General features: G+C 49.1%; 24 protein-coding genes and 3 pseudogenes. 11 read left to right on the forward strand and 16 right to left on the reverse strand.

Features of this window, described 5'->3' with window-relative positions; genetic code table 11:
- From HPC37_RS09115 to HPC37_RS09125, 3 genes are all read left to right on the forward strand, one after another.
- Window positions 1-317, forward strand: a 317-nt coding sequence (locus HPC37_RS09115) for a hypothetical protein (RefSeq protein WP_427915969.1), incomplete at its 5' end; no start/stop codon positions are given.
- 104 nt (window positions 318-421) lie between these two features.
- Window positions 422-1,084: a hypothetical protein gene (locus HPC37_RS09120; RefSeq protein WP_208122824.1), complete on the forward strand. Its 663-nt coding sequence runs from the start codon at window positions 422-424 to the stop codon at window positions 1,082-1,084.
- Between the two features lie 2 nt (window positions 1,085-1,086).
- Entirely contained in the window at window positions 1,087-1,458 is a 372-nt protein-coding gene (locus HPC37_RS09125) for a hypothetical protein (RefSeq protein ID WP_208122825.1), read from the forward strand.
- A gap of 303 nt (window positions 1,459-1,761) precedes the next feature.
- Here HPC37_RS09125 and apbC read toward each other — a convergent pair whose 3' ends face one another.
- Entirely contained in the window at window positions 1,762-2,871 is a 1,110-nt protein-coding gene (gene apbC / locus HPC37_RS09130) for an iron-sulfur cluster carrier protein ApbC (protein ID WP_208122826.1), read from the reverse strand.
- A 189-nt stretch (window positions 2,872-3,060) separates the two neighbouring features.
- Here apbC and metG point away from each other — a divergent pair, with 189 nt between their 5' ends.
- Window positions 3,061-5,103: a methionine--tRNA ligase gene (gene metG / locus HPC37_RS09135; RefSeq protein WP_208122827.1), complete on the forward strand. Its 2,043-nt coding sequence runs from the start codon at window positions 3,061-3,063 to the stop codon at window positions 5,101-5,103.
- Window positions 5,104-5,109: 6 nt separating this feature from the next.
- On the forward strand, window positions 5,110-6,084 hold the full coding sequence (gene cra, locus HPC37_RS09140; protein ID WP_208122828.1) for a catabolite repressor/activator: 975 nt from the start codon (window positions 5,110-5,112) through the stop codon (window positions 6,082-6,084).
- Between the two features lie 30 nt (window positions 6,085-6,114).
- On the opposite strand, the gene HPC37_RS09145 is transcribed toward cra, so the two are convergent.
- From HPC37_RS09145 to HPC37_RS09170, 6 genes are all read right to left on the reverse strand, one after another.
- Window positions 6,115-8,088: an exoribonuclease II gene (locus HPC37_RS09145; protein ID WP_208122829.1), complete on the reverse strand. Its 1,974-nt coding sequence runs from the start codon at window positions 8,086-8,088 to the stop codon at window positions 6,115-6,117.
- Window positions 8,089-8,147: 59 nt separating this feature from the next.
- Window positions 8,148-8,936, reverse strand: coding sequence for an enoyl-ACP reductase FabI (gene fabI, locus HPC37_RS09150; protein WP_208122830.1), 789 nt, complete (start codon window positions 8,934-8,936; stop codon window positions 8,148-8,150).
- A gap of 97 nt (window positions 8,937-9,033) precedes the next feature.
- Window positions 9,034-9,306, reverse strand: coding sequence for a hypothetical protein (locus HPC37_RS09155; protein WP_208122831.1), 273 nt, complete (start codon window positions 9,304-9,306; stop codon window positions 9,034-9,036).
- Between the two features lies 1 nt (window position 9,307).
- Window positions 9,308-9,709, reverse strand: a complete 402-nt coding sequence (locus HPC37_RS09160) for a phage holin family protein (protein WP_208122832.1) — start codon at window positions 9,707-9,709, stop codon at window positions 9,308-9,310.
- Between the two features lie 58 nt (window positions 9,710-9,767).
- Complete coding sequence (locus tag HPC37_RS09165) at window positions 9,768-10,082, reverse strand: ElaB/YgaM/YqjD family protein (protein ID WP_208119594.1); 315 nt, start codon at window positions 10,080-10,082, stop codon at window positions 9,768-9,770.
- A 98-nt stretch (window positions 10,083-10,180) separates the two neighbouring features.
- Window positions 10,181-10,936: a Nif3-like dinuclear metal center hexameric protein gene (locus HPC37_RS09170; protein WP_208122842.1), complete on the reverse strand. Its 756-nt coding sequence runs from the start codon at window positions 10,934-10,936 to the stop codon at window positions 10,181-10,183.
- 254 nt (window positions 10,937-11,190) lie between these two features.
- Here HPC37_RS09170 and HPC37_RS11310 point away from each other — a divergent pair, with 254 nt between their 5' ends.
- Complete coding sequence (locus tag HPC37_RS11310; protein WP_427915970.1) at window positions 11,191-11,283, forward strand: DUF1328 family protein; 93 nt, start codon at window positions 11,191-11,193, stop codon at window positions 11,281-11,283.
- A gap of 52 nt (window positions 11,284-11,335) precedes the next feature.
- Here HPC37_RS11310 and kdgR read toward each other — a convergent pair.
- The 3 genes and pseudogenes from kdgR to HPC37_RS09190 all read right to left on the reverse strand — a co-directional run.
- Window positions 11,336-12,103 (reverse strand): annotated as a pseudogene (gene kdgR / locus HPC37_RS09180) (DNA-binding transcriptional regulator KdgR); the annotation flags it as partial.
- Window positions 12,104-12,335: 232 nt separating this feature from the next.
- A complete protein-coding gene (gene suhB, locus HPC37_RS09185; protein ID WP_208122834.1) occupies window positions 12,336-13,124 on the reverse strand; it encodes an inositol-1-monophosphatase in 789 nt (262 codons plus the stop codon).
- Window positions 13,125-13,255: 131 nt separating this feature from the next.
- Complete coding sequence (locus HPC37_RS09190) at window positions 13,256-13,579, reverse strand: DUF496 family protein (protein ID WP_208119598.1); 324 nt, start codon at window positions 13,577-13,579, stop codon at window positions 13,256-13,258.
- Window positions 13,580-13,774: 195 nt separating this feature from the next.
- Between HPC37_RS09190 and serC the strand changes: the two genes are divergently transcribed.
- From serC to aroA, 3 genes are read left to right on the forward strand one after another with little or no spacing between them, the layout of a single operon-like run.
- Window positions 13,775-14,854 (forward strand): 3-phosphoserine/phosphohydroxythreonine transaminase, encoded by a 1,080-nt coding sequence (serC, locus tag HPC37_RS09195; protein WP_208122835.1) that lies wholly within the window; start codon window positions 13,775-13,777, stop codon window positions 14,852-14,854.
- A gap of 28 nt (window positions 14,855-14,882) precedes the next feature.
- Window positions 14,883-15,980, forward strand: a complete 1,098-nt coding sequence (hisC, locus tag HPC37_RS09200; protein ID WP_208122836.1) for a histidinol-phosphate transaminase — start codon at window positions 14,883-14,885, stop codon at window positions 15,978-15,980.
- Between the two features lies 1 nt (window position 15,981).
- A complete protein-coding gene (aroA, locus tag HPC37_RS09205) occupies window positions 15,982-17,283 on the forward strand; it encodes a 3-phosphoshikimate 1-carboxyvinyltransferase (protein ID WP_208122837.1) in 1,302 nt (433 codons plus the stop codon).
- Window positions 17,284-17,330: 47 nt separating this feature from the next.
- On the opposite strand, the gene ilvN is transcribed toward aroA, so the two are convergent.
- The 3 genes from ilvN to HPC37_RS09220 form a co-directional block, all read right to left on the reverse strand.
- Window positions 17,331-17,822: an acetolactate synthase small subunit gene (ilvN, locus tag HPC37_RS09210; protein WP_208122838.1), complete on the reverse strand. Its 492-nt coding sequence runs from the start codon at window positions 17,820-17,822 to the stop codon at window positions 17,331-17,333.
- Entirely contained in the window at window positions 17,815-19,539 is a 1,725-nt protein-coding gene (locus HPC37_RS09215; protein ID WP_208122839.1) for an acetolactate synthase 3 large subunit, read from the reverse strand. Before HPC37_RS09215 ends, ilvN begins: the two co-directional genes overlap by 8 nt.
- Before the next feature lie 206 nt (window positions 19,540-19,745).
- The gene (locus HPC37_RS09220; RefSeq protein ID WP_208122840.1) at window positions 19,746-21,281 is read right to left on the reverse strand and encodes a Na+/H+ antiporter NhaC family protein; all 1,536 of its coding nucleotides are present in this window, start codon (window positions 21,279-21,281) and stop codon (window positions 19,746-19,748) included.
- Window positions 21,282-21,605: 324 nt separating this feature from the next.
- Between HPC37_RS09220 and HPC37_RS09225 the strand changes: the two are divergent.
- Both HPC37_RS09225 and purU read left to right on the forward strand, forming a co-directional pair.
- Window positions 21,606-21,982 (forward strand): annotated as a pseudogene (locus tag HPC37_RS09225) (H-NS family histone-like protein).
- 59 nt (window positions 21,983-22,041) lie between these two features.
- Entirely contained in the window at window positions 22,042-22,878 is an 837-nt protein-coding gene (gene purU, locus HPC37_RS09230; RefSeq protein ID WP_208122841.1) for a formyltetrahydrofolate deformylase, read from the forward strand.
- Between the two features lie 42 nt (window positions 22,879-22,920).
- Here purU and HPC37_RS09235 read toward each other — a convergent pair.
- The 3 genes and pseudogenes from HPC37_RS09235 to HPC37_RS11195 all read right to left on the reverse strand — a co-directional run bounded on the left by HPC37_RS09235 (window position 22,921) and on the right by HPC37_RS11195 (window position 26,235).
- A pseudogene (locus tag HPC37_RS09235) lies at window positions 22,921-25,691 on the reverse strand (DEAD/DEAH box helicase family protein).
- Entirely contained in the window at window positions 25,688-26,122 is a 435-nt protein-coding gene (locus tag HPC37_RS09240; protein ID WP_345790029.1) for a hypothetical protein, read from the reverse strand. The pseudogene HPC37_RS09235 and the gene HPC37_RS09240 overlap by 4 nt, the downstream one beginning before the upstream one ends.
- The gene (locus HPC37_RS11195; RefSeq protein WP_345790030.1) at window positions 26,086-26,235 is read right to left on the reverse strand and encodes a DNA methyltransferase; all 150 of its coding nucleotides are present in this window, start codon (window positions 26,233-26,235) and stop codon (window positions 26,086-26,088) included. The genes HPC37_RS09240 and HPC37_RS11195 overlap by 37 nt, the downstream gene beginning before the upstream one ends.
- Window positions 26,236-26,237 lie beyond the last annotated feature (2 nt).

The following is a 26,237-nucleotide window of genomic DNA, read 5'->3' on the forward strand; positions in this document are numbered from 1 at the left end:
TATTTACAAACGGTTGTGTTTGGGATTTTATCCCAATATATTCATCTGAATGGGACGAGCAATTATGGGTTCATAACGATAATGGCACTCCACTACCAAGAAATATTTTTAAGCATTGTCTTAAAGAATCATTTAAACCATTTAAAACAAAAATTATAAGTGGTGATATAGAGGTGGTAGCTGACCCGGATGAAAGAATTAAAGCTTATAATATAGAGGGGGCTTGTTTATACCAGAAAGGATTTCGATTTAAAGCTAGTTATAAATATTGCTATAAATTTAATGAGGTTTGCCAAGCTTTTAATAAATATAGGTAATAATAAATGATCTTTTAAAAATTGAGAATTTGACTAAAGAAGAAAAAGTTTAAAGTGATATTTTATATGATAAATATTTGTCCTCAATTAATAATGCCGCATTGATGCTGAATAGCGGAAGCGCAGGGGCATTTAATGAAATTTTATTTACTGGTTTCAAACGTTTTAGAGCTTGGGCAGATGTGCCTCCTCTCTTTGGCGCTTCGAATGCGGCACGTGATCATGCTCAGATTGCGAAAAAACTTGATGAATATAATGCTTACACAGAATCTCATGGCACAAAAACATATACATTTGAAAATGTAGCCCATAGTTTAGGCGTGTCCGGCAATAAGAACATGCTGAATTGGTCATCTCATCTTGGTCAAAAATATGAACACACAGATGTGGAATATTCACATTTAGGTGGTTCATATCCTTCAAATGAAATCCATGAACAATCTAAATCATTATTTAAGCGTGTTAAAACAAAATATATTGGTGTAGAGGGGGATACGGTTTATATGGGGATGCCCCCATTAAGAAATTTAGGGATTGGAATGATAGGGAATAATCCAGATGCAGTACCTAACAAAGCAAATGTTTCTTTTTTAGATGCGCATACTAAAGCTAATCAGAATATTAATAACTTAAAATTTGTTTATGATTTAAATAATAAAAGTGATAAAGATAATAAATCGTATACAGAAAACATCCTTATTAAAACATATCCTAGATCTAATGGTGTTAGACATTTTATTGAAATTAAAGATGGTAATAAGGAGTGAGGGTGAGAAAGGTTATGATATCTATTTTAGTATTTGTTTTGTCAGGTTGTTCAATATTGTTCTATAGAGAGCCTTATACTTTATATCGTTATGCCGAGTGGGTTAATGCTAATACTAATGAGCCTGTGTCTAATGAAGATTTTGGGTTTTGTTATAATAAAGGTCGAACTGAGATAATGGGAAGAGAGGTTGATGAAGATTTAGATATAGGGTTGGATAATACGTATAAAACCTACCCAATTAGAGGAAAATGTTTATATGATAAAGGATATGTATTTAAAGTTAGGCACTTCATAGTATACTGTTATCATAATAAGGAAGAATGCCCTGCTTATAAAAATTATATGAGGCTAGATTTTGATACAAAATGGTGAATGCATCTGAATGGTTCATGTCCTTCAAATGAAATCCATAAACAATCGGAAGCATTATTTAAGCGTGTTAGAACAAAATATCTTGGCACACAAGGCTCGGTTGCGATCTATGGCAGTGGCTCAAGTGCCTCTGCCTACGCCATTGGGGCTGGTTTGAATGCATTAACAAACGTGCAAGATAACGACCGCACCACCACCCGAAGCACGGTAGGCAGCAGCATCCCCCTTGACTTTGATGATGGCAACATCCCGACCACACTTTCACGTGACGCAAGCAACAGCCACCCGAAGGTGGCTGATGGGTTATTTCACTTCTCTAAACATAATCTCAGATGGGATGACGCTGCCTTGCCAGTAGAGTTCGGCGGCGACGCGTTGGGCGAGAGTGAGGAAATCTGCTGTGATCGCGCCTTGTGGGTCGGCGGCGACGGTTGGGGCGCCGCGGTCGAGGTCTTCACGCAGCTGGATGTGCAGCGGGATTTTGCCCAGCACGTTGATGTGATATTTCTCCGCGACTTTTTCCGCACCGCCTGTGCCGAAGATGGCTTCTTGATGACCGCACTTTGAACAAATATGCACGCTCATATTTTCAATAATGCCCAGCACAGGCACTTGCACGCGCTCAAACATCGCGATGCCTTTAATGGCATCTAAGAGGGCAATGTCTTGCGGGGTGGTGACCACAATCGCGCCGGTGACCGGGATTTGTTGCGACAGCGTCAGTTGAATGTCGCCGGTGCCTGGCGGCATGTCGATGACTAAGTAGTCTAAATCAGGCCACAACGTTTCTTGCAGCAGTTGGCTCAAGGCGCTGCTGGCCATTGGCCCGCGCCAAATGGTGGCGTTGTCGGCGTCCATCAAAAAGCCAATCGAATTGGCATAAATCCCGTGAGCTTCAATCGCCACCATGTGTTTGTTATCCGGCGAGGTTGGCCGCTGGTTGGCCGCGCCCAGCATATGGGGGATTGACGGGCCGTAGATATCAGCATCCAAAATCCCAACGCGCGCGCCTTGTGCCTTGAGGGCGAGGGCGAGGTTGACCGACACGCTCGATTTGCCCACGCCACCTTTGCCTGAGGTGACAGCGATAATATTCTTCACGCCTTTCACTGGTGGGTGGGCGTTGGCGCGTTTGAGAGTGGCGATGGTGTAGTTGATTTGCCAGTCAATGTCGCTTGCGCCTGTCAGCTCACACAATTTATCGCAAAGTGCGGTTTTTAATCGTTCAAAGCCGCTGTTCCAAGCAAAGGGCAGAGTGAGCGCCACAGTCAGCGTGCTGCCTGCCAGTGCCACTTTTTTCACGGCATTGAGCTCGAGCAAACTTTTGCGCAACGTGTCGTCTTGAAACTGCGCAAACAGCGTCTCAATGGCGCGTTGTTGGTCGGCCAATGCAGGGGAAAACGAGATTGTCATATCAAGTCCTTTATTTTTATACGGTTTTTGGAGGTGTAAATTCGTCGCCACTATTTAACCACACACGGCGTGAAGTGTTAAGCACTCATTAACTTTACGCCGAAAAAAGGGCTTTAACTAGCCAAAAAGCGCCAATTGGGGTAATATTACGCCGATTTATCGAATTTAAAATAAAGGTTTAAACCAACTATGTCTGATTCACGGAAAATTTTAGTGACTTGCGCCTTGCCTTATGCCAACGGCCCAATTCATCTTGGTCACTTGCTTGAACATATTCAAGCGGATATTTGGGTGCGCTTTCAACGAATGCGCGGCCATGAAATCTATTTTGTGTGCGCCGATGACGCCCACGGTACACCGATCATGCTCAAAGCCGACCAGCTTGGCATCACTCCTGAGCAGCTGATTAATGAAGTGAAAGCGAAGCACACAGCGGATTTTGCTGGCTTTAACATCAGTTTTGACAACTATTATTCCACCCACAGTGATGAAAACCGCACTTTATCACAATCGATTTACCGCCAATTAAAAAGCGCGGGCTTTATCAAAACCCGCACCATCTCACAACTGTTTGACCCTGTGAAAGGGATGTTTTTGCCAGACCGCTTCGTGAAAGGCACCTGCCCGAAATGCAAATCTGAAGATCAATACGGCGATAACTGTGAAGTGTGCAGCGCCACTTATAGCCCAACGGAGCTGATCAACCCGCGTTCGGTGGTCTCTGGCGCCACGCCTGTGATGAAAGACAGCGAGCACTTTTTCTTTGATTTGCCGGCCTTTGAGGGCATGCTGCGTGAGTGGATCCGCTCTGGCTCCTTGCAGCAAGAGGTGGCCAACAAAATGCAAGAGTGGTTTGAATCAGGCTTGCAGCAGTGGGATATTAGCCGTGATGCGCCGTATTTCGGCTTTGAAGTGCCGGATGCGCCAGGCAAATTTTTCTATGTGTGGCTTGATGCGCCAATTGGCTACATGGCCTCATTTAAGCATTTATGCGAGCGTGAAGGGGTTGATTTTGATGCATTTTGGGCGAAGAACTCGAGCGCCGAGCTTTATCACTTCATTGGTAAAGACATTATGTATTTCCACAGCCTATTTTGGCCGGCGATGCTCGAAGGCGCGCAATACCGCAAGCCGAGCAACATTTTTGTTCACGGCTATGTCACCGTCAACGGCGAGAAAATGTCGAAATCCCGCGGAACCTTTATTCAAGCATCAAGCTACCTCAAAGTGCTCGACCCTGAATATTTGCGCTATTACTACGCCGCCAAATTGAGCAACCGCATCGATGATTTGGATTTGAACCTGCAAGATTTTGTGCAACGGGTGAATGCCGACATCGTCAACAAAGTGGTCAACCTCGCCTCACGCAACGCGGGCTTTATTCAAAAACGCTTTAATGGGGAACTGGCCGACACCTTAGACGATCCAGCACTGTTTGATGAATTCACCGCCGCAGCCGAGCGCATCGCGCAGCTGTATGAAAACCGTGAATTTGGCAAAGCCGTGCGCGAAATCATGGCGCTGGCCGACAAAGCGAATAAATACATTGATGAAAAAGCGCCATGGGTGGTGGTCAAAGACGAGAGCCAAAACGCCTACTTGCAACAAATTTGCTCGCAAGGGATTGAAATGTTCCGCGTGCTGATGGGCTATTTGAAACCGATTTTGCCACAACTGGCCGAGCGGGCAGAGGCCTTTTTGCAAACGCAATTAACGTGGGACAGCATTCAGCAGCCACTGCTCAAGCACACCATCGCACCGTTTAAAGCGCTGTTCACACGCTTAGACGAGAAGAAAATTGACGAGCTGATTGCACTTTCTAAAGAAGAGAACGCCGCCCTGGCGCCGGCCAAGAGAGAGAAAACCCAAAGTGCGGTCAATGATGGCGTGATTGAGCCGATTGCCGAGCAAATCACCATTGATGACTTTGCCAAAATCGACTTGCGCGTGGCGAAAATTGTTAAAGCTGAAGCGGTGCCGGAGGCGAAAAAACTCGTCAAGCTGACACTGGATATCGGCAGTGAAACCCGCCAAGTGTTTGCCGGCATTAAATCCGCCTATGATCCTGCCGAGCTTGAAGGCCGACTGACCGTGATGGTGGCTAACCTTGCGCCGCGTAAAATGAAATTTGGCCTATCACAAGGGATGGTGCTGGCGGCAGGCCCAGGTGGCAGTGAGCTGTTTGTCCTCAGCCCAGACGATGGCGCCGTGCCTGGCATGCGGGTGAAATAAACGGTGATGAAGCTCGACGAAATTGCCAAGCTTGCCGGTGTGTCGCGCACCACGGCAAGCTATGTGGTCAACGGCAAGGCCAAGCAATACCGCGTGAGCGATCGCACCATCGAGAAGGTGATGGCGGTGGTCAAGGCGCACAATTTCAAGCCCAACGCGGTGGCGGCGGGCTTGCGTGCGGGGCGCACCAACACCATCGGCTTGATTGTGCCGGATTTAGAAAACACCAGTTATGCCAAAATCGCCACCCGCTTTGAGCGCGCGTGCCGCGAGAATAATTTGCAGCTGTTTATCTCCTGCTCGGGGGATGAAAGTGAGCAAGAAAAGCTCTGCGCCAAGCAGCTCATCACCCGCCAAATTGATGCGCTGGTGGTGGCGACCGCACTTTTGCCTGAAGATGCGTTTTATCACCAATTTGATCTGCCGATTATCGGCTTTGACCGAGAAATCCGCGCCAAGCAAGCCCATAACGTGCTCTATGATGACTCGCAAGACAGCGCCAAGCTCGCGCGCGCCTTGTGGCAAGCCCACCGGCCTAAACGCGTGCTCTTTCTCGGTGCCAAGCCTGAGCTGGGCGTGAGCCAAGCGCGTGAACGTGGCTTTATGCAAGCCTTTTCAGACTATCAAAACCAAAGTGCGGTTGAGCGGCTATATGCCAACGAGTTCACCCGTGAGGCGGCTGAACGCACGTTTCACCAGTGGCTGGCCAAAAACACCTTGCCTGATGCCGTGTTTGCCACCTCGCAAACGCTGCTGCAAGGCGTGTTCCAAACCCTGCTGGCCAGCCATGGCCAACTGCCACAGCAGCTGATTATTGCCACCTTTGGCGACCCAACCTTATTAGAGCTTCTCCCAAACCGCGTCATCAGCGCCGTGCAGCCCTACAGCGAGCTGGCCGACCACCTGATGAGCGCCTGCTTGCAAAAAATCAATAAAAAAGCCACCACCGCGCTGGAAATCCTCGCGCGTGAGATTGGCTAATTTATCTTGAATTGATGGCGCAAAGTGCGGTCAAACCGCACTTTGAGGCGCTTGATGCAAACGCCCAACCAGTGAGCGGGTGTTGAGGTTGATGTCGGTGAGCGTGATGTGCACGCGGTCACCAAGCTGCCACATTTTTTGCTCACCCACGTAGAGAGCGATTTCGTCGCTGTTGACGGTGGCGCTGGCTTTGTCTTTCACCAATGTGCTCATCGGCAAAAACACGTTGGCACCCGTGGCGAGGATTTGCACACGCATGCCGCCGCGGCTGATGTCGACCACTTCCGCCTCATGCACCGCACTGTCATCGTGCTGCGCGGCATAATAGCGGGCATAAAGCCAATCAGCGATGTCGCGTTCAACTAAGCGATTTTGCCGGCGCGCTTCTTGCAGGCGTTGCAAAATGGCCTCATCTGGCGCGGTGAAGCTCTGCTGCTGTAAATGCGCTTTGATGATGCGGTGGTTGACCATGTCGGAATATTTGCGAATCGGTGAGGTCCATGTAGCATAGCCCTCCAACCCCAGGCCAAAGTGCGGTGCGAGGGTAGTTTTAAACGCCGCGGGTTGCAAAAAGCGGCGCAGGCGCAGCTCGGCGGCGTAGCGGTTTTCGCGGTCGAGCGTTTGGCGCATGGCGCGGTAATAGGCAAGCTCGGTTAAGCTGTCTTTGCTAAATTGCGCTGCTTGCTCGGAGTCTGGGGCAAGTTCAAGTGCGCTTATCAAATAGTCATGGGCTTGGCTTAAGAATTTGCTATCAAAGCCGCTGTGTACGTTGAAAATACCGCACTTTATCTGTTCACTGAGATAATGGGCGGCGGCGGTGTTGGCCAAAATCATGCACTCTTCCACCATTTTGTGGGCGATGCGGCGGTGTTTGGCGTGAATGGCGTTCACCTCGCCGTCGTCAGCGAGCTCAAAAACATAATCTGGCCGCTCGTTGAACAGCAACGCATTGGCGCGGCGCCATTCAATGCGCTTTAAGGCAAATTGGTGTAACTGTTTGAGCTGGGAGGCGATCGTGTCGTTTTCAGGCTGCCAGCTGTCGGCTGCGTTTTCAAGGTAGTCAGAAACATCGTCGTAATCAAGCTTGGCTTTCGATTCAATCCACGCCGTTTTAAAGTGCGGTTCGCCTTGCATTTTGCCATTGTGGTCAAGCGCAATTTCGCACACCAACGCCGGCCGGCGCACATTCGGGCGCAGCGAGCAAAGCTCATCGGAGAGGGTGGCCGGCAGCATCGGGATGATAAAGCCTGGCAAATAGTTGGTGAAACAGCGCTGGCGGGCACCTTGCTCAATGGCGCTGTCTTCAGGGATGTAGGCCGTTGGGTCGGCCACCGCCACGTGCAATTTCCAGCCTGAGTCTAACGGCTCGATATACAGCGCATCGTCCATGTCTTGCGTGCTGCACGAGTCAATGGTGATAAACGAAAGTGCGGTCAAATCTTCGCGCGCAGTGTCGTCTAAGGTGTACTCATCAAGCCCTGGCACTGGCTCGCGTGGCTGCTCGTGGCGGGCAAGCGTGACCCACCAAGGGGCAAATTTGTCATCCTGTGAGCAGATGATGCGCTCAATTTCGGCTTTAAAGCCGCCGTCATCACGCAGCGGGTGCTGAACAAGGTGCGCCACCACCCAGTCGTTTTCATGCAGCTCGCCTACATCTGGGCGGGTGACGGCTGTCATCGCGCGATTAATGCTGGGGTGATCAGGCACTACTTGCGGCTTTTTGTTTTTGTTAAACCGCACTTTGCCAATAAAGCGCCCGAGCATGGGCTCAATCAGGCTTTCTGGTTCGGCTTGGTCTTTTTCGCCATCTTGGTTGAGAATGGCTTTGACTTTGTCGCCGTGCAGCACGTTTTTCATCGCAGGTGGGGCGATAAAGTAGCTTTGTTTGTCGCATTCTAAAAAGCCGAAGCCTTTTTCATTGGCGCGAATAGTGCCCTCAACGCGCGGTTTACTGGCGTGCAGCTGTTGCTTTAATTGGCTAAGCAGTGGGTTGTCTTGAAACATGATGATCCTGATGCAAAAGAAAACAGCAGTATGAATCATACTGCTGTTGAGAGGGTGGATTATTCGGCGTCTAATTCGTTCATGGCGGCGATGTTGAACCCGCCATCCACGTGCAAGACTTCGCCTGTCACGCCAGAGGCGAGGTCAGAGCACAAAAAGGCCGCACTTTTGCCCACATCTTCAGTGGTCACGGTGCGACGCAATGGGGTGACAGCCTCACAGTGTGATAGCATTTTTTTGAAGTTTTTAATGCCAGAGGCCGCCAATGTGCGGATTGGGCCTGCGGAAATGGCGTTCACGCGGATGCCTTCTTTACCCATCGCATTGGCCATAAAGCGCACGTTGGCCTCCAGTGAGGCTTTCGCCAAGCCCATGACGTTGTAGTTTGGAATGGCGCGTTCCGCCCCCAAATAGGACAATGTCACCAAGCCTGCACCTGGGTTGAGCATTTTGCGAGCCGCTTTAGCCATCGCCACAAAGCTGTATGAGCTGATGTCGTGGGCAATTTTAAAGCCTTCACGGTTAACCGCATCAACATAGTCGCCGTCGAGTTGATCACCTGGTGCAAAGGCGATGGCGTGTACAAAACCGTCGAATTTTTCCCAGTGTTTGGCAAGCTCGGCAAAGCAGTTTTCGATGTCTTGATCGTTGGCCACATCACATGGGATCACAATGCTGGAGCCAAAATCTTTGGCATATTCTTCAACACGAGGTTTTAATTTGTCGTTTTGATAGGTAAAAGCCAGTTCAGCGCCAGCCTCATGCATTGCTTTGGCAATGCCGTAGGCGATGGAGCGGTTGCTTGCCACACCGGCGATTAAAATACGTTTGTTGGATAAAAAGCCCATAATGTTGTCCTAGTTTCAAAGAAAAGATGAGCGAAATGCTCATCATGATTAGGGGGTATTATACTGAAAAGCGAATCAATAATCCATTGCCGCGGCGTTACTTGTCGCCGTCTTGCTGCTTGTTTTTCAGGAAGAAAAACGACGCCACGCCTGCGCCTGCTGCTGGCAGCAATAACCATTTTTTACCACCAAAAAGCAGCCGTGTGCCAATTGAAATCAGCGCAGAGCGGATCAGTGGGCTGGCAAGCGATTTGGCATAGCTTAACGGCTCGGCGATATTGTCTTTGGTGTTGCGGCTTTCCAGTTTGAAACGTTGGCGGAGGATTTCACCGCGCAGCTGCAAGAGTTCAAGTTGTTGACGTTTGTTCATATCACGCTCCTTGAGATGGGCTTGAACGCATCGCGCGCTTGATGGCGGCCACGTCTTGCTTGATTTCATTTAACGTATCAGGCAAAAAGCCTTTTTGCTTACGCAACAGCACCACAATGGCAATGCCAAGCAGCACCATCAGCCCCACGCCGATGCCAGTGATGAGGAAAAACGCGAACGCTTTTTGCTCAACAGGCAGCCATGCATCAAGGGCAAACAGCAAACTAATGCCTGAAAAGAGAAATAAAATAAAGGCAAGCAGGGCACAGATCACCACGCCAAGCAAGCGCGATTTGAGATCGCTTAGCTCAACGCTGGCCATTTCCAAACGTACGCTGGCAAGCTCAAGTGCGGTCACAACGGTATTTTTAACCCCAGATTTGATTTTGCTAACACTTTGCATACGTCATCTCCATGTAGCTTGAGAGGAAAGAAGCCGCTAAGCGACTTCTTTTTAATGATTAGCGGCTGCGGTTGATTAACAAGCCTGCCAAGAAGGCCACACCGGCTGCGATACCGATGGTTTTGTATGGGTTGTCTTGAATCAACTCATCAGATTGACGGATAGCCGCGCGTGCTTTGTCTGCAGCTTTAGCGCGCAGGTCATCAAGTTGCTCACGGTAGCCGTCAGTTTTTTCAACTAATTGTTTTTTCAATTTTTTGAGTTGGTCTGCGCTCACTTCGCCACCTTCTTCTACTAATTTTTCAGCAGAGTCTAAGATGTCTTGCAATTCAGACAGTAACTCATCACGTTTGTTGTCAAAAGTGTTTTTCATATACAACTCCTTATGTGTTATGTTCACTTTATTAAAAATGTGCCTTCGATAATGTCATATTTGCTGCATTTTTGCAAGGATTTTACAATTATATTACATCACGCAGGGTTGTTGACCTCATGATATTCAACATCTAAATCAAAATGGGTCGCAAGCCATTTGCCCAGTGCCTGCACGCCAAAGCGCTCGGTGGCGTGGTGGCCGGCGGCATAAAAATGAATGCCCATCTCTCGTGCGGTGTGAATCGTGCGCTCAGAAACCTCGCCGGTGATAAACGCATCAACGCCGTGAGCGGCGGCCAGATCGATATAATCCTGCCCGCCACCTGTACACAACGCCACGCGCTCAATCACCTCAGGGGCGTTGTCGCCACAATGCAGGGGCTCGCGTTCAAGGATAAACGAAATCCGTTGGCTGAGGGCTTGCGCGCTCAGTGGCTGGGCCAGTTTGCCATAAACAGGGATGGAAAAAGGCGAGTCTTCCAGCGGCTCAAGGTCAACAATGCCTAAGCGCTCAGCCAGTTGCGCGTTGTTGCCCAAGTGTGGGTGAACATCCAACGGCAAGTGGTAGGCATACAAGTTGATGTCGTTTTGCATCAAGGTGCGGATGCGCTTGGCCTTCATGCCCGTTAAGGTGACAGGCTCGTTTTTCCAAAAATAGCCGTGGTGCACCAGCACCGCGTCAGCCTGTTGTGCTGCGGCGTAGTCGAGCAGTGCTTGGCAGGCGGTGACGCCGCAAATGATTTTTTTGACCGCACTTTTGCCTTCGACTTGTAGCCCATTGGGGGCGTAGTCGTTGATCTCACTGCTTTTTAACTCGTGATTGATGATGCGCTCAAGTTCATAGTGGTTCATCCCTGGCATATATACACTCCTTAATCGTGAATTTGCTTAAAACTAGCGTAAAAATGTGGCAAACAAAATCAGTAATAAATTTGCATTATTAATATAGCTTGTGGTATAGATATATATGTTACATAAAAGTTATGTTGTTTGGAATAACTTGATTTGTAACGTGGTTTTACAATAACAAAAGGATATTATATGTTACATTATGCTATCGTGTTTTCGTAATTGCACTTATCGCGGCGGCGCTGGGCTTCGGTGGCATCGCGGGCAGTGCTGTGGGTATCGCTAAGATCTTGTTCCTCGTCTTCTTAGTGCTTTCTATCATCTCTTTTATTTTCGGACGAAAGAGATAACAAGCTTGATACTAAAAAGGGAAGCTCAGCTTCCCTTTTTTACGCCCGTTGATTACGCGGGGTAGTTGTGAAAGCCCAGGCTTTCTGAAATATTTTTGCCCGCGTTTTGCAGCATTTTCACCAAGCCTTGCAGGTTTTCTTCTTCAAAGCGTACGGTTGGCAGTGAAATGGACACGCCCGCAATAATGCGCCCAAAGCGGTTGTAAACCGGTGCAGCAATGCAGCGCAAGCCGGTTTCTTGCTCTTCGTTGTCTTGCGCAAAGTGCTGCGCGCGCACCTCTTTGAGCTCGCTGAGGAGCTGGTCGATGTTTTCCAGCGTGTTTTCGGTGTGGCGTTTGAACTCCACGTCTTTTAAAATTTCGCGCACTTTGTCGTCATCAAGATCCGACATCAGCACTTTGCCGATCGCGGTGCTGTAAAGCGGGTTGCGGCGGCCAATGCGGGAATACATCCGTAAGTTGTAGCCAGAGTCAATTTTGTGCAGATACACAATCTCATGGCCTTCAAAAATGCCCAAATGCAAAGCCTCGTTGGTTTGGTTGGCGATTTTTTGCATTTCTTTGTCGGCAAGAGGCACCAAGTCGGTGTATTCCAGCGCGCAGGCGCCCACTTCGAATAATTTGATCGTCAGGCCATATTTGTCCGTTTCACCTTCTTGATAAACAAAGCCTAAGTTTTTCATGGTTTGCAAAAAGCGATAGGTGGTGCTTTTCGACATCATTAAACGTTGGGAGAGTTCGGTAATGCCAATGTCTTTTTGCTTGGCAAGTGCTTCGAGAATTGCGAAAACTTTAAGCACAGATGAAACGGCTTCGGGTTGTGTGTCTTTTTCTTTTCTTTATCCATTTTTTTATCCACTCATTCTGTTCATACGGCACAGTGTGTTTATTATAGGGAAAAAATCAGGTTTTTCAAAATAGACTTTTATAATTTTTTCGATATATCAATATTTTGAGAAGTTGAGCACATTTTTGGCCGTTGGGGTTAACAGCTTTGTTACCTAACCGCACTTTACGATAACATCTCGTGCAACATAAAGTGCGGTTGGGTGATTATTTCGCAAAAGGTTGAATTTTATTCAAAATTGCTTTTGCCACTTTCGCAGGTGCGGCCACCACGTTGCCTGATTGCAAATAGGCGTGCCCGCCGGTGAAGTCAGAGACAATGCCGCCGGCCTCACGCACAATCAAATCACCCGCGGCGCAATCCCACGGTTTCAAGCCACTTTCAAAATAGCCATCCACGCGCCCTGCGGCCACGTAGGCCAAATCCAACGCGGCGGAACCAGTGCGGCGGAAATCCGCCACTTGGTCGGCCATGGCGGTCATCATGTTAAATTGGGTTGGCATGTTGCGTTTTTGCTTGAACGGGAAGCCCGTTGCAATGATGCTGCCGTCAAGCTCTTGCTTGTTATTCACGCGCAGGCGGGTTTCGTTAAGTTTGGCGCCTTCGCCACGCACGGCGGTGAACAGCTCATTGCGCAGTGGGTCATAAATCACGCCCACGGTGGTGCGGCCATGCTCGCGCACCGCGATGGAAACAGCAAAGTGCGGTAAAGATTTGGTGAAATTGGTGGTGCCATCGAGTGGATCAATAATCCATTGCACTTGGGCTTTGTCACCTTCTTGCGCACCGCTTTCTTCCGCGATAATGGTGTGTTCAGGATACGATTTTTTGATCACCTCGATAATCGCTGCTTCCGCTGCTTTATCCACATTGGTGACAAAATCGTTTTCTTGTTTGTTTTGAATTTCAACGCTGTCTGGGCGTTCATAACTTTTGGCAATCAGGTTGCCAGCTTTGCGTGCAGCACGCACGGCAATGGTTAACATTGGATTCATTGGGTCCACCGAGTTTAAAAAGAACAAAAAAATGCCAGCCAAGGCTGACCGATTGCGCAATTATAACCGCACTTGGGTTAAATTGTAAGGGGGCAGCGGCAAAAAGGCACCCAAGGGTGCCTTTTAAAGTGTTATTTTGCAGGGCCTTTGGCTTGTTCGGCCATTTTTTTGCTGATTTCGCGGCGCTGTTTCGAGGTTTCCGCATTGCGGATGATGTAGTCATCAATGCGGTCTTCATAGTCGTCGCGCATTGACAGAATAATCGCGCGGATGTCGGCCACCGACATATCATCGGTGATGTATTGGTTTAAGTTATCGAGCAGCAGCACCCGTTTTTGGTTGTCGCGAATTTTGCGTTGCACGTCGTCCATATCGCGCAATAATTTGTTTTTTAAGCGATACATACGCACATACTCCAGCACATCTTGAAAAGATTGTTTGCTTACTTTTTCCATGGTTTTACGTCCCTTATGAAATTAACTGCCAGTAATTTAGCGTTTTTTGGCTCTGGGGTCAAAGTCTATGAATGCAATTTGTGAGCAAGATTAAGAAATTTTTGTCAAAAAGTGCATAAATTGATTGATTGATACCAAGCAGGGTGTTAAAACTAACTCCATTTCATTATTCATTTCACAACGCAAGGATAAATCATGTCTAAGGTGTTCAATTTTAGCGCAGGGCCGGCGATGATGCCCGCCGACGTGCTGGAAAAAGCGCAAAACGAATTACGCAATTGGGAAGAGCTGCACACTTCAGTGATGGAAGTCAGCCACCGCGGGAAGAATTTCATGGCGCTGGCGAAGCGCTCCATCGAGCAAGTGCGTGAGCTGCTCGCCATTCCTGACAACTACCAAGTGCTGTTTGCTCAAGGTGGCGCGCGCGGGCAATTTGCCGCCATCCCGATGAATTTGCTCGGGCCAAAAGGCAAAGCGCTCTATCTCAACAGTGGTTATTGGTCGAACGCCGCCGCCGATGAAGCCAAACGCTATGGCGAGATTGAGGTGAAAGACATTTTGGTAGAAAAAGACGGCAAAAGTGCAGTCGCGCTGCCTGATTTGTCGCAAATTGCCAAAGAATATGATTATGTTCACTACTGCCCGAATGAAACCATCAGCGGGGTCGAAATTTTTGACGTGCCGGAGGTGGGCGACGGCGTGCTGGTGGCGGATATGTCATCGACGATTCTCTCACGCCCAATCGATGTCAGCCGCTTTGGCATGATTTATGCCGGCGCGCAGAAAAACGTCGGCCCTGCGGGCATTACGCTTTTGATCGTGCGTGATGATTTGATTGGTCACGCCCAGGCGATCACGCCATCGATTTGGAACTACCAAGTGCTGCGTGACAGTGATTCAATGTTCAACACGCCGCCGACATTCGCGTGGTATCTCTGCTCGCTGGTGTTTGAGTGGTTGCTGCAACACGGTGGGCTGGCTGCGATGGAACAACGCAATCAAGAAAAAGCGCAAACTCTTTATCGCTACATTGACCAAAGTGCGGTGTTCCACAACACCGTGAGCGTTGACAACCGCTCGCGCATGAACGTGACCTTCACCACCGGCAACGCTGAGCGCGACGCAGAGTTTGTCGCAAAAGCCACCGCGGCGGGCTTGCAAGCGCTTAAAGGCCACCGCATTGTGGGCGGCATGCGCGCCTCAATTTACAACGCCATGCCACTGGCGGGCGTTGAGGCCTTGATTGAATTTATGCAAGGGTTTGAACAAGCCTAACCGCACTTTTGTTTTTAAAGGATAACTGATGACATTTTTAACTCAAGCCAACATTGGCGTGCAAAGCCTTTCGCCGTATCAAGCCGGCAAGCCTGTTGAAGAGCTCGCGCGCGAGCTCGGGCTGAGCGATATTGTAAAATTAGCCTCAAACGAAAATCCGTATGGCTTCCCGCAAAGTGCGAAAGCGGCCATTGCCGCGCAGCTCGACAACCTCACCCGTTACCCTGATGCCAACGGCTTTGAGCTCAAGCAAGCCATCGCGCATAAATTTGGGCTCTCGCCAAAGCAAATCACCCTTGGCAACGGCTCAAACGACTTGCTCGAGATCACCGCGCACACCTTTTTAAGCGCCGATGATGAGGTGATCTTCTCGCAATATACCTTTATTGTTTACCCGCTGGTGTCAAAAGCGATCAACGCCAAGCAGGTGATTGTGCCCGCGAAAAACTACGGCCACGATCTCGACGGCTTTTTGGCGGCGATCACGGATAAAACCAAAGTGATCTACATTGCCAATCCAAACAACCCGACAGGCACATTTTTGACCGCCAGTGAAATTGAGCGCTTTTTAGCTCAAGTGCCGGCGCACATTATCGTGGTGTTGGATGAGGCGTACACCGAGTTCACCGCGCCAAACGAGCGGGTGCCGTCGTTTGAGCTGCTGCGCAAATTCCCGAATTTGCTGGTTTGCCGCACCTTTTCAAAGGCCTATGGCCTGGCTGGCTTGCGCGTCGGCTATATTGCATCGAACGAAGAAGTGGCCGATTTGCTCAACCGCATTCGCCAGCCGTTTAACTGCAACTCACTGGCCTTGGCGGCAGCCACCGCGGTGCTCAATGACGATGCCTTTGTTGAAAAAGCCTCCGCCAACAACGCCGCAGGATTGCGCCAATTGAGTGCGTTTTTTGACCAAAATGGGCTGGATTATGTGCCGTCAAAAGGCAACTTTATTATGCTTGACCTCAAGCAGAGCGCTGCGCCGATTTATCAAAAATTGCTCGAGCAAGGCGTGATTGTCCGCCCGATTGCCGGCTACGGCTTGCCAAACCACCTGCGGGTGAGCATTGGTTTGCCCGAGGAAAATCAGCGCTTTATCGAGGCGTTAACTACGGTGTTGGGGCTGTGATATGAGTGAGAAAATCACCCTCAACCCCATTGCGCGTATGGAAGGTGAAATCCGCCTGCCAGGCTCGAAGAGTTTATCCAACCGCGCGTTGCTGCTCGCCGCACTGGCCAAAGGCGAAACGCGGTTGACCAATTTGCTCGACAGCGACGATGTGCGCCACATGCTCAATGCGTTAAAACAGCTCGGGGTGAGTTATCAGCTCTCCAGCGACAAGCGCGAGTGCGTGGTCACAGGCCTTGGCGGCGCCTTTGCGCTCAATGGCGGGCTGGCGCTGTTTTTGGGCAACGCGGGCACCGCGATGCGCCCACTGACGGCGGCATTGTGCTTGCACAATAATCAAAGTGCGGTTGCCGAGGTGGTGCTCACCGGCGAGCCCCGCATGAAAGAGCGCCCGATTGCGCACTTGGTTGATGCCCTGCGCCAAGCGGGCGCGGAGATTGACTACCTCGAGCAAGAGGGCTACCCACCGCTGGCGATTCGCAACAGTGGTTTGCGTGGCGGCAAAATTGCCATTGACGGCTCGGTTTCCAGCCAATTTTTGACCGCACTTTTAATGGCGATGCCACTGGCCGCCGGCGACAGCGAGGTTGAAATCATCGGTGATCTGGTCTCCAAGCCCTACATTGACATGACGCTGGCGATGATGGCGCAATTTCGCGTGCAGGTGGTCAATCAAGATTACAAACGCTTTTTCATCAAAGGCGGGCAGCAATATCAATCCCCAGGGCAGTTTTTGGTGGAAGGGGATGCCTCCTCCGCTTCTTACTTCCTCGCGGCCGGCGCACTCAAAGGCGCGGTGCGCGTGGTGGGCGTGGGCAAAAATAGCATTCAAGGTGACAAACTCTTTGCCGATGTGTTGGAAAAGATGGGCGCGAAAATCACCTGGGGTGAAGATTTTATTCAAGCTGAAAAAGCGCCTTTGCACGGCGTGGACATGGATATGAATCACATCCCCGATGCGGCAATGACCATCGCCACCACCGCACTTTTTGCCGACGGGGAAACAGTGATCCGCAACATTGCCAACTGGCGGGTGAAAGAAACCGACCGCCTGAGCGCAATGGCCACGGAGCTGCGCAAAGTGGGCGCGGAGGTGGAAGAGGGCGCGGATTTCATCCGCATTCAGCCGCTGGATTTAGCCAAATTCAAGCACGCGGAAATTGAAACCTACAACGACCACCGCATGGCGATGTGCTTTGCCTTGGTGGCGCTGTCTAACACGCCGGTGACAATTTTAGACCCCAATTGCACGGCGAAAACCTTCCCGACCTTTTTTGCCGATTTTCAACAATTGGCGCAATAACAAAACCGCACTTTGTGTTGGCGAAGTGCGGTTTGACCAAAGTGCGGTTAGAGGCAGTTTTTCTCGCCACGCGAGAGGCTAATCAGCCCTGAGCGCACTACTTCCATCACTTCCGTTTCTTGCTTAACGGCGTTGACAAAGGCGTTGAGTTTGTCTTTGGTGCCCGCCAGCTGAATGGTATAGCTTTTCGGGGTCACGTCCACAATTTGCCCGCGGTAAATATCTGACATCCGTTTGAGCTCATCGCGCGTGTTGCCACTGGCGCGCACCTTCAGCAGCATGATTTCGCGCTCAACGTGCTCGCATTCGCTCAGGCTCATCACTTTGTAGATGTCCACCAGCTTGTGCAGCTGCTTTTCAATTTGCTCAAGCACCTTTTCCTCACCAAAGGCCTCGATCGTCATGCGCGAGAGGGTTGGGTCATCGGTGGGGGCAACGGTCAAACTTTCAATATTAAACGCCCGCTGAGAGAACAACCCCACCACGCGTGAGAGTGCGCCGGTTTCGTTTTCAAGTAAGACTGAAATAATTCTACGCATGGCTTTTCTCCGTTTTGCTTAACATCATCTCGTTCATCGCGCCACCGGCGATTTGCATTGGGTAAACGTGCTCGGTTTCATCAACCAAAATATCGACAAACACCAGCTTGTCTTTGCAGGCAAAGGCCTCTTTGAGTTTTGGCTCCAGCTCTTGCGGCGTGTTGATTTGAATGCCTTTGTGGCCATAAGCTTCGGCCAGTTTGACAAAATCGGGCAGCGATTTCATATACGATTGCGAGTGGCGGCCAGCGTAAATAATGTCCTGCCACTGCTTCACCATGCCCAAAAAGCGGTTGTTAAGGCTGATGACCACCACCGGGATGTCATATTGCTGGGCGGTGGAGAGCTCTTGAATATTCATTTGAATGCTGCCGTCGCCTGTGATGCACACCACGGTTTCATCAGGGTGGGCGAGCTTCACGCCCATCGCCGCCGGCAGGCCAAAGCCCATGGTGCCCAAGCCGCCGGAGTTGATCCAGCGCCGTGGTTTGTCAAACGGATAATAAAGTGCGGTGAACATCTGGTGCTGGCCGACATCCGAGGCGACATAAGCCTCGCCTTTGGTGAGTTTGTAGACCATCTCCACCGCCTGCTGCGGCTTGATCACGTTGTCTTTGTGCTCGTATTTCAAGCACTGCTTGGCGCGCCATTGCTCAATTTGCTCCCACCACGGGGCAAGTGCGCTTTGGGATTTGATCATCTGCTCATCGCTGAGTAACGACAAAAACTCCTCCAGCACCAGCTCCGCGCTGCCCACAATCGGGATGTAGGCACTGACGTTTTTCGAAATTGAGGTCGGGTCGATATCCACCTGCACCACCTTGGCATTCGGGCAGTATTTTTCCAAATTATTGGTGGTGCGATCGTCAAAGCGCACGCCGATGGCGATAATCAAATCACTGTGGTGCATGGCGTTATTGGCCTCAAAGGTGCCGTGCATGCCGAGCATGCCCAAACTTTGCTTGTCGCTGGCCGGGAAGCCGCCCAAGCCCATCAGTGAGCTCACCACTGGCAGGTTCAAGCGGTGGGCAAATTCGGTTAACTGTGGCGCGCAATTGGCGCTGATGATGCCACCGCCGATAAACAACACGGGTTTTTTCGCTACCAGCATGGTTTTCAGTGCGCGCTTAATTTGCCCTTTGTGCCCGTGCAGGGTGGGGTTATAGGAGCGCATGCTGATTTGCTCAGGGTATTGATACGGGATTTTGTACGCGGGATTGACCACATCTTTCGGCAAGTCGATCACCACCGGCCCTGGGCGGCCAGAGGAGGCGAGATAAAATGCCTTTTTGATGGTGGCGGCGAGAGCTTCTGTGCGTTTGACCAAAAAACTGTGCTTCACCACGGGACGCGAAATGCCAACCATGTCGCACTCTTGAAAGGCATCGGAGCCAATCAAGCCAGAGCGCACCTGGCCGGAGAACACCACCATCGGCACCGAGTCCATATAAGCCGTGGCAATGCCTGTGATGGCATTGGTCGCCCCAGGGCCGGAGGTAACCAGCACACAGCCCACCTCGCCTGTGGAGCGCGCGTAGCCGTCGGCCATGTGTACCGCCGCTTGCTCGTGGCGCACCAAGATGTGGTCGATCCCACCGTGTGTTTGAATGGCGTCATAAATATCCAGCACCGAGCCACCCGGGTAGCCGAAAACATATTTCACCCCTTGATCTTGCAGTGCCTGCACAATGATTTCAGCACCCGATAACTTTTTCATAGTCACTCCCGTGTTGTTGATTTGATTTAGTTTTACGATAAAGGGCGGGTAATGTCTAGTAATTTTTTATCTTGTGATTTTGGTTATTTGTTTATTTTATGCTTTATTTTATAGTTAAACAATATTTTATAAATAAAAATGCACTAAAAATAAAAAAATGCGATATAAATATCGCATTTTATAAAATTGAGAGAATTAAATTTTTATCACGCTTTCACGCTTTGCTTCGATTTGAACACCAGCAACAGCAGCGCTAGGCAAAGTGCGGTCGCCACAAAGCCGAGCAGGGCGGAGTCGCTAAAGCCAAGGGTTAAAAAGCCGACGAACGACGCACTGGCCACAATCAAGGCATACGGCAGCTGGGTGGTGACGTGGTCAATGTGGTTACAGGCTGCACCGGTGGAGGACAAAATCGTGGTGTCGGATACTGGCGAGCAGTGGTCGCCACACACGGCACCTGCCATCACCGCTGACATACACGGCAGCATCAAGCTTGGGTCGGCGTTGGCGGCCATTGAGGCGGCGATGGGCAGCATAATCCCAAAGGTGCCCCAGCTGGTGCCGGTGGAGAACGCCATCACCACGCTGAGCACAAACAGCAGCGCTGGCAAGAATTGCGCGTTCAAGCCGCCGTTGGCCACCAATGATGAAAGGTATTTGCCCGTGTTCATGTCACCCACGATGGTGTTGATCGTCCAGGCGAAGATCAAAATGATAATCGCGCCCGACATGGATTTGAAACCCACCAAAATCGATTTGAGCCACTCAGACACACTGACTAGCCCAAAAGAGCAGAGCAGGGCGACGATATAAGACGCGCTGCCACCGACAACCAGCGAGATGCCCACGGTGGTGTTTTCAAACGCGCCAAGCAGTGAAAACGGCTTGCCGTCAGCGGCCAAGGCCTCGGCACCGGTGTGAATCATCATGCCAACGGTGACCACAATCAAGGTGATGATCGGCAACAACAAGGCATAAACGCGGCCTTGCTGGCCGTCCACGGCCTCTTCAACCGCACTTTGCTTGTTCATCGCCTCACGCTCAAAGCGCGCCATGGTGCCGATGTCAAACGAGAACCACGCCACGATGAACACCGTAATCAGCGCAAAAATCGCGTAATAATTCATCAAGCTCATGCTGACAAACGCGCCAATTGGGGAGAAATCGGTGATCGCATGGGTCGCCAGTAGGCCGGCCACCAGCGTCATGATGTACGCACCCCAGCTGGAAATCGGCATCAGCACGCACATTGGGGCGGCGGTGGAGTCAAGAATGTAGGCCACTTTCGGGCGTGAAATTTTAAACTTGTCGGCCACAGGGCGGGCAATGGCTCCCACGGCAAGGCTGTGGAAGTAGTCATCAATAAAGGTGAAAAACACCAAGCCGGCGGTCAGCATCTTAGCGCCGCGGCGGTTTTTAATGTGCTTTTGTGCCCAGGCGGCGAACGCTTGGTTGCTGCCAGACACAGTTAAAAGTGCGGTCAGCGCACCGAGCAGCAATAAAAAGATGATGATGTTGAGGCTGTCGAAATTCAAACCCTCATCGCCGTAAACCAACGACAACACACTATTTTTAATGTAAATCGCGCCGTCAATCGGGTTCCAATGGGTGAGCATCAAACCGCCCACAATAATCCCCGCGCTGAGTGACAGCAGCACGCGGCGGGTGATAATGGCCAGCGAAAGTGCCAACAACGGCGGCACAACTGACCAAAAAGAAGATGAAAAATCAACGAGTTGCATAATAACTATCCGTATATAAAGTCAAAAAGAAAGTGCGGTCTAGGCCTGCGCCACAGGCGCCCTTGTTTTGAGAATTTGCACACATCAACCGCACTTTCAAAAGACTACAAGAAACTCGCGAAAAATCAAGCAGAAAGTGGCGCGTTGGGGCGTTTGAGCGCGCGCCATTGACTATTGTTGAAATAAAAAGGGATTTTTTGCTTATTTTTTAGTTTTGTAGAATTAAATATATTTGAATTTTACGCCAATATGATTTATATTTTGCTCATCGTTTTCACTCAAAATAGGAATGACCATGTCTGACTTTATTAAAAATTATCCAATATTCGCAGCCTGCGCGTCGCGTTAAAAAGCTTAACTGTTGAGCAGTTGGAAAATATTATCGAGAAACTCCAACAAGTGCTCGATGAGAAAAAAGATGAATTAAAAGAAGTGCAAGCGCAAGAAAAAGCGCGCCAAGAAAAAATTGAATCGTTGCGCAGCCAGCTGGAAGAAAGCGGCTTAAGCACAGAAGAATTGGCTGAAATGCTGCTGCAAGATGTCACCAGCAAAGGCCGCAAAAAAAGAGCGCCACGCAAAGCCAAATACCAATACACCGATGAAAACGGCAAACAAAAACCTGGACAGGCCAAGGCCGCACACCAAAAATCATCCAACAAGCACTAGACGCCGGCAAAAAGCTAGCAGACTTTGAAATCTAATAACAATAAATAAGCGAATAAACCCTTATTTTAAGGGTTTATTTTTTTGCGAGAAGGCTATGACTGAAAATAAAATTTTGCTCACCGAGTGTGTTGACGCCAAAGGATTGGTCGCCAACATCACCAATATTTGTTACAAACACCAGCTCAACATCACCCATAATAGCGAATATGTTGACAACGAAAGCAAGCGCTTTTTTATGCGCACCGAACTCAACGGCATTTTTAACGACGAGGTGCTGCTGGCGGATTTAAAATCTGCCTTGCCAGAGGGCGCGAAATATCACCTCGTGACCCAAAAACGCAAACGCATTGTGATATTAGTCACCAAAGAAGCGCACTGCATTGGTGATATTTTAATGAAAAACTACTACGGCGCACTGGATGTGGAAATTGCCGCGGTGATTGGCAACCACGACACCCTGCGTGGGCTGGTTGAGCGCTTTGACGTGCCGTTTTATCACATCAGCCACAAAGATCTCACCCGCGAACAACACGACGAACTCTTGGCGGCGAAAATTGATGAATACGCACCGGATTACATCGTGCTGGCGAAATACATGCGCGTGCTCAACCCAAAATTTGTGCAGCGCTACCCAAACCGCGTGATCAACATTCACCACTCGTTCTTGCCGGCATTTATCGGTGCCAAGCCGTATCAACAAGCCTATGAACGCGGCGTGAAAATCATCGGCGCCACCGCGCACTTCATCAACAACGAGCTTGACCAAGGCCCAATCATCCGCCAAAGCGTGATCAACGTTGACCACACCTACGACGCCCAAGCGATGATGAAAGCCGGCCGCGACGTGGAAAAAAGCGTGCTCACCCAAGCCCTCGACCTCGCACTGCAAGACCGCATCTTCGTTTACAAAAACCGCACCGTGGTGTTTTAACCTATCGAAAAAAAACCGCACTTTTTAAAGTGCGGTTTTTTGTTAGAAGATAGCTTCAAATTCGCGGCTGAAATGTGAGGCCTCGTCATCACTAAAAAACGGCAAGCCAATTAAGCGATAATGGGCGGTTTCTTTTTCAAGTAGATGATTTTTACCGTATTTTTCACTAATGGCGTGCAAAAAATCCGCTTTCCATTGGTCTTTCTCTGTGAGGTGATCACCTTTCGGCTCAATGAAAATTTGATAGTGCAACGGTTTTGCTGACGTTTTAACATTCTCTTTCGCGTTAAGGAGCAAGATAAAATCTGGCATAAAACCTTGCCCATCATCAAAATTGTGTAATTTAAGCACTTCTTCATTGCGTAGCAAATGAACATGGTACTCGTCTTTTAAATTGCCGATGCGCTCTGCAAGGAACAGAATTAAATCTTGTTCCAATGTGGTGCCGATAAAATTATCAATCGCATACCAAGGTGACTGCACCGCACTTTCAACCGCACTTGGTGGTTTGGTTTTCCATTCACCTGTGTTGCCATCTTGCACAACCGCACTTCTATCAAGCCACTTCACTTTCGGTTCACCAAAAAGGGCATTTAATGTTTTTGCTGAGAACGTCGTTGTGCCTACAAATGGCGTATCGACAGAATTTAAATGTCTTTCCACCGCATCCAGTGCCTGCAAGCAGGCGTTGAGTTGATCATCAGCGTGAATTGTTAAATAGCCATCCACGCCCACAAATTCAATTTCCCAGTGTTTAAGCAATTGCGTTTGTAGTTCTCTACGGCTTTTGAGCGGTAATTTTCTCGCAAACGGTTAAAGTGAAACAACGAGTTCGGATCTTTAGTCTTAATATGAATAGCTTTGTCAAAAATGTGCGATGCAATGTCTGCAAGTTTGACGATTTTAGCGCGATCTTCTTCTGCGCCAAGCCATTGCGCTTTTTCATTGTCACTTTCAACTGCGAAAGGGCTCTCTTGGAGCCGACGGCTATGCACCTTGACGCGCAAGGTGGGGAGAGTTGCTTCAAACTTTCAAGGTTGTTAGCTTTGGCATTGGGATTAGGCATTTTTTCATTGACCCAAATTAGCCAGTTATTAAAGGTGTCATCACCCACTAATTCAGGCTTGAGAGCGAATTTGACCTTCACTTTGTGGTCATTTTCGGGAATGTAGCCATCTTTGCGTAATTCATTTTTTAATTCTGTGATGTAGCGTGATTCTTCGTCAAAGGTGTAATAAAACAGCTCTTCCAGAATTTTTAGCTCATGCTCTAAGCCGTCAAATTTGCGCTTATTTGCTTGCTTGTCTTCAAAGGCAAAAGGGTAATAACGCACGCCACGGCCAATCAATTGTTTTTCCGAAACGGTCGCATTGGCAGTCTTGCCCGCTTTGACTGTACGCCCGCCACTGTTTTGCCCCTCATAAAGCCGGACAATATCATAGAGATTGAGCACGTCCCAACCTTCGGTGAGCCTATCCACGGTGAAAATGGCACGAACAGGATTATCTTGGGCTTCAAGATTATTCAGCAGCTGCTCTGTGTCGGCATCGGTTTGTTCGCGCTTGGTTTTATTGGTTTGTGAGTTGGTGATAATGACATTATGCGCTTGATAATTCGCTTGCACCCAACAAGCGAGATGCGATGTATCAAGCCCGTTGGCTTTCATAAACCGCAACGCTTGTTCGGTGCGTGTTTTGCCTTGTTGGTGGGCATTATCACCGTCTTTGATGTTATCTAAAAGTGCGGTCAAAAATTCAAAATCAGTTGCACTGGCACGTTCGCACCATTGCAGGAAGGCATCATAATCCGCGCGAGAATCCGCAATGGTTTTGCTCCGAAAGAGCATAACAGGCTTGAAATTCGCAATGCCATATTTTAGCGCCACTTGGTGGCGATACCAGGCAAAAAGCAGGGCATGCATAACGCGCTCTTTTTTGCTCAACTGGGAGGAAACCAGATTGATGGCTTTTGTATAGCCCGCTTGCAAAAAGGTTTTCAGTGGAAAAGTTGAGATAATCTTGTCACGGTATTTTTGCGCCACATTGTCATTTTCAGGCAGCGTGGCGGTGAACTCCAACAACACATTTTGGCTTTTTTGCCCATTTTTGTTGAGCAGCAAGTCAAGCACCATATGCTCCCAACCTCTGCGCTCAATTTCATCACGGCTGGCATTGCCTTTGAGTTCCGTTTCAAGTTCAAGTTTGAGCTGAGATTGATTTTTGGTTTGCGCATTGAGATGGTGCGCCTCATCACCGAGCATCACAATATCGCGTTTGAGCAAATCTGCCAGCGTGGTTTGGTTTTCACGCTCAATGTGAATGTCGTTATAGAGCTTTTGAACGGTGGTAAATTTAATTTCAATCCCATTCGGATTATCGCTAAAAGCCGTGACTTTTTTAACACTCACAACCCGATCACCGTCCATAATTTTGGTTGAAAAAGGTATTTACGGTGATGGCTGTCGATAAAATTATTTTCTGTTTTATCCACAATGTTATTTTGATTCACAAAAAGAGAAAATGGCGATAGCCTTTTTGGTAATAATACAAAATCAACGCTGCCATTAGCAGTGTTTTGCCTGCTCCCGTTGCCATATGAAACAGCAGATGAGTAGGGTGATTTTTGAGATCAGGAAATTCCTCAAAAGCCAAAGTGCGGTCGAACAATACAAAATTTTCCATCGCCTGACGTTGCCAATCGAATAAACCGTAGCGTAAATTTTTTATGACAAAATCAGGAATCTCGAGCAGTTCAGGCTTGTATTTTTTTGCCGCTTTATGTTCAGCTTTAATCACGTCAAATAACTCGGTCATGATTTCTCTCCATAAAATGCCAGACTCAAGCGTTTATCTTCATCACTTAGGCTATCATCAAATTGGCTGTCGTCTTGGTCAGACAAATTGATATAAAGCTGATTTAAATCGAGCATATCGATCATCATCTGTTTTTGCTCATCAAGTGAGAGCTGTTTATAGTCATTTTCTGTCATCAGTTGGGTAAATTGCGCCACACTGACGTGATGATCTAAGAAATAGTGCTGGCAAAGTGTGTTAAAAAATGTGCTTAGCTCATCAAAATTTTCACAAGCCAAAATCCGTTGTCGCGCGGTTTCGTTAAAAGGTGCGAACTCGGCATAAACAAATTCACCGCCACCTTGCCAGCCTACGGCTTTGGAAATGCCCCCTTGCTCACCTGCAATCACTTTTTTCAATCGTTCCACCGCAATGGTTTCAATATAATCCATCTGCTCAACGCCGATATACTGCCGCCCATCTTATGTGCCACCGCGTCTGTTGTACCCGATCCTAAGTGGAAATCGAGTACGATATCGCCAGGTTGGGTATGTGATTCTATTATTC

It is taken from the genome of Spirabiliibacterium mucosae (assembly GCF_014884965.1).
In the GTDB taxonomy this organism is placed as follows: domain Bacteria; phylum Pseudomonadota; class Gammaproteobacteria; order Enterobacterales; family Pasteurellaceae; genus Spirabiliibacterium; species Spirabiliibacterium mucosae.

Coding starts and splice junctions, on each gene's coding strand:
- HPC37_RS09120 (WP_208122824.1), top strand. CDS start 422: ATGCTGAATAGCGGAAGCGCAGGGGCATTTAATGAAATTTTATTTACT.
- apbC (WP_208122826.1), bottom strand. CDS start 2,871: ATGACAATCTCGTTTTCCCCTGCATTGGCCGACCAACAACGCGCCATT.
- metG (WP_208122827.1), top strand. CDS start 3,061: ATGTCTGATTCACGGAAAATTTTAGTGACTTGCGCCTTGCCTTATGCC.
- cra (WP_208122828.1), top strand. CDS start 5,110: ATGAAGCTCGACGAAATTGCCAAGCTTGCCGGTGTGTCGCGCACCACG.
- HPC37_RS09145 (WP_208122829.1), bottom strand. CDS start 8,088: ATGTTTCAAGACAACCCACTGCTTAGCCAATTAAAGCAACAGCTGCAC.
- fabI (WP_208122830.1), bottom strand. CDS start 8,936: ATGGGCTTTTTATCCAACAAACGTATTTTAATCGCCGGTGTGGCAAGC.
- HPC37_RS09155 (WP_208122831.1), bottom strand. CDS start 9,306: ATGAACAAACGTCAACAACTTGAACTCTTGCAGCTGCGCGGTGAAATC.
- HPC37_RS09160 (WP_208122832.1), bottom strand. CDS start 9,709: ATGCAAAGTGTTAGCAAAATCAAATCTGGGGTTAAAAATACCGTTGTG.
- HPC37_RS09165 (WP_208119594.1), bottom strand. CDS start 10,082: ATGAAAAACACTTTTGACAACAAACGTGATGAGTTACTGTCTGAATTG.
- HPC37_RS09170 (WP_208122842.1), bottom strand. CDS start 10,936: ATGAACCACTATGAACTTGAGCGCATCATCAATCACGAGTTAAAAAGC.
- suhB (WP_208122834.1), bottom strand. CDS start 13,124: ATGAATCCAATGTTAACCATTGCCGTGCGTGCTGCACGCAAAGCTGGC.
- HPC37_RS09190 (WP_208119598.1), bottom strand. CDS start 13,579: ATGGAAAAAGTAAGCAAACAATCTTTTCAAGATGTGCTGGAGTATGTG.
- serC (WP_208122835.1), top strand. CDS start 13,775: ATGTCTAAGGTGTTCAATTTTAGCGCAGGGCCGGCGATGATGCCCGCC.
- hisC (WP_208122836.1), top strand. CDS start 14,883: ATGACATTTTTAACTCAAGCCAACATTGGCGTGCAAAGCCTTTCGCCG.
- aroA (WP_208122837.1), top strand. CDS start 15,982: ATGAGTGAGAAAATCACCCTCAACCCCATTGCGCGTATGGAAGGTGAA.
- ilvN (WP_208122838.1), bottom strand. CDS start 17,822: ATGCGTAGAATTATTTCAGTCTTACTTGAAAACGAAACCGGCGCACTC.
- HPC37_RS09215 (WP_208122839.1), bottom strand. CDS start 19,539: ATGAAAAAGTTATCGGGTGCTGAAATCATTGTGCAGGCACTGCAAGAT.
- HPC37_RS09220 (WP_208122840.1), bottom strand. CDS start 21,281: ATGCAACTCGTTGATTTTTCATCTTCTTTTTGGTCAGTTGTGCCGCCG.
- purU (WP_208122841.1), top strand. CDS start 22,042: ATGACTGAAAATAAAATTTTGCTCACCGAGTGTGTTGACGCCAAAGGA.
- HPC37_RS09240 (WP_345790029.1), bottom strand. CDS start 26,122: ATGGATTATATTGAAACCATTGCGGTGGAACGATTGAAAAAAGTGATT.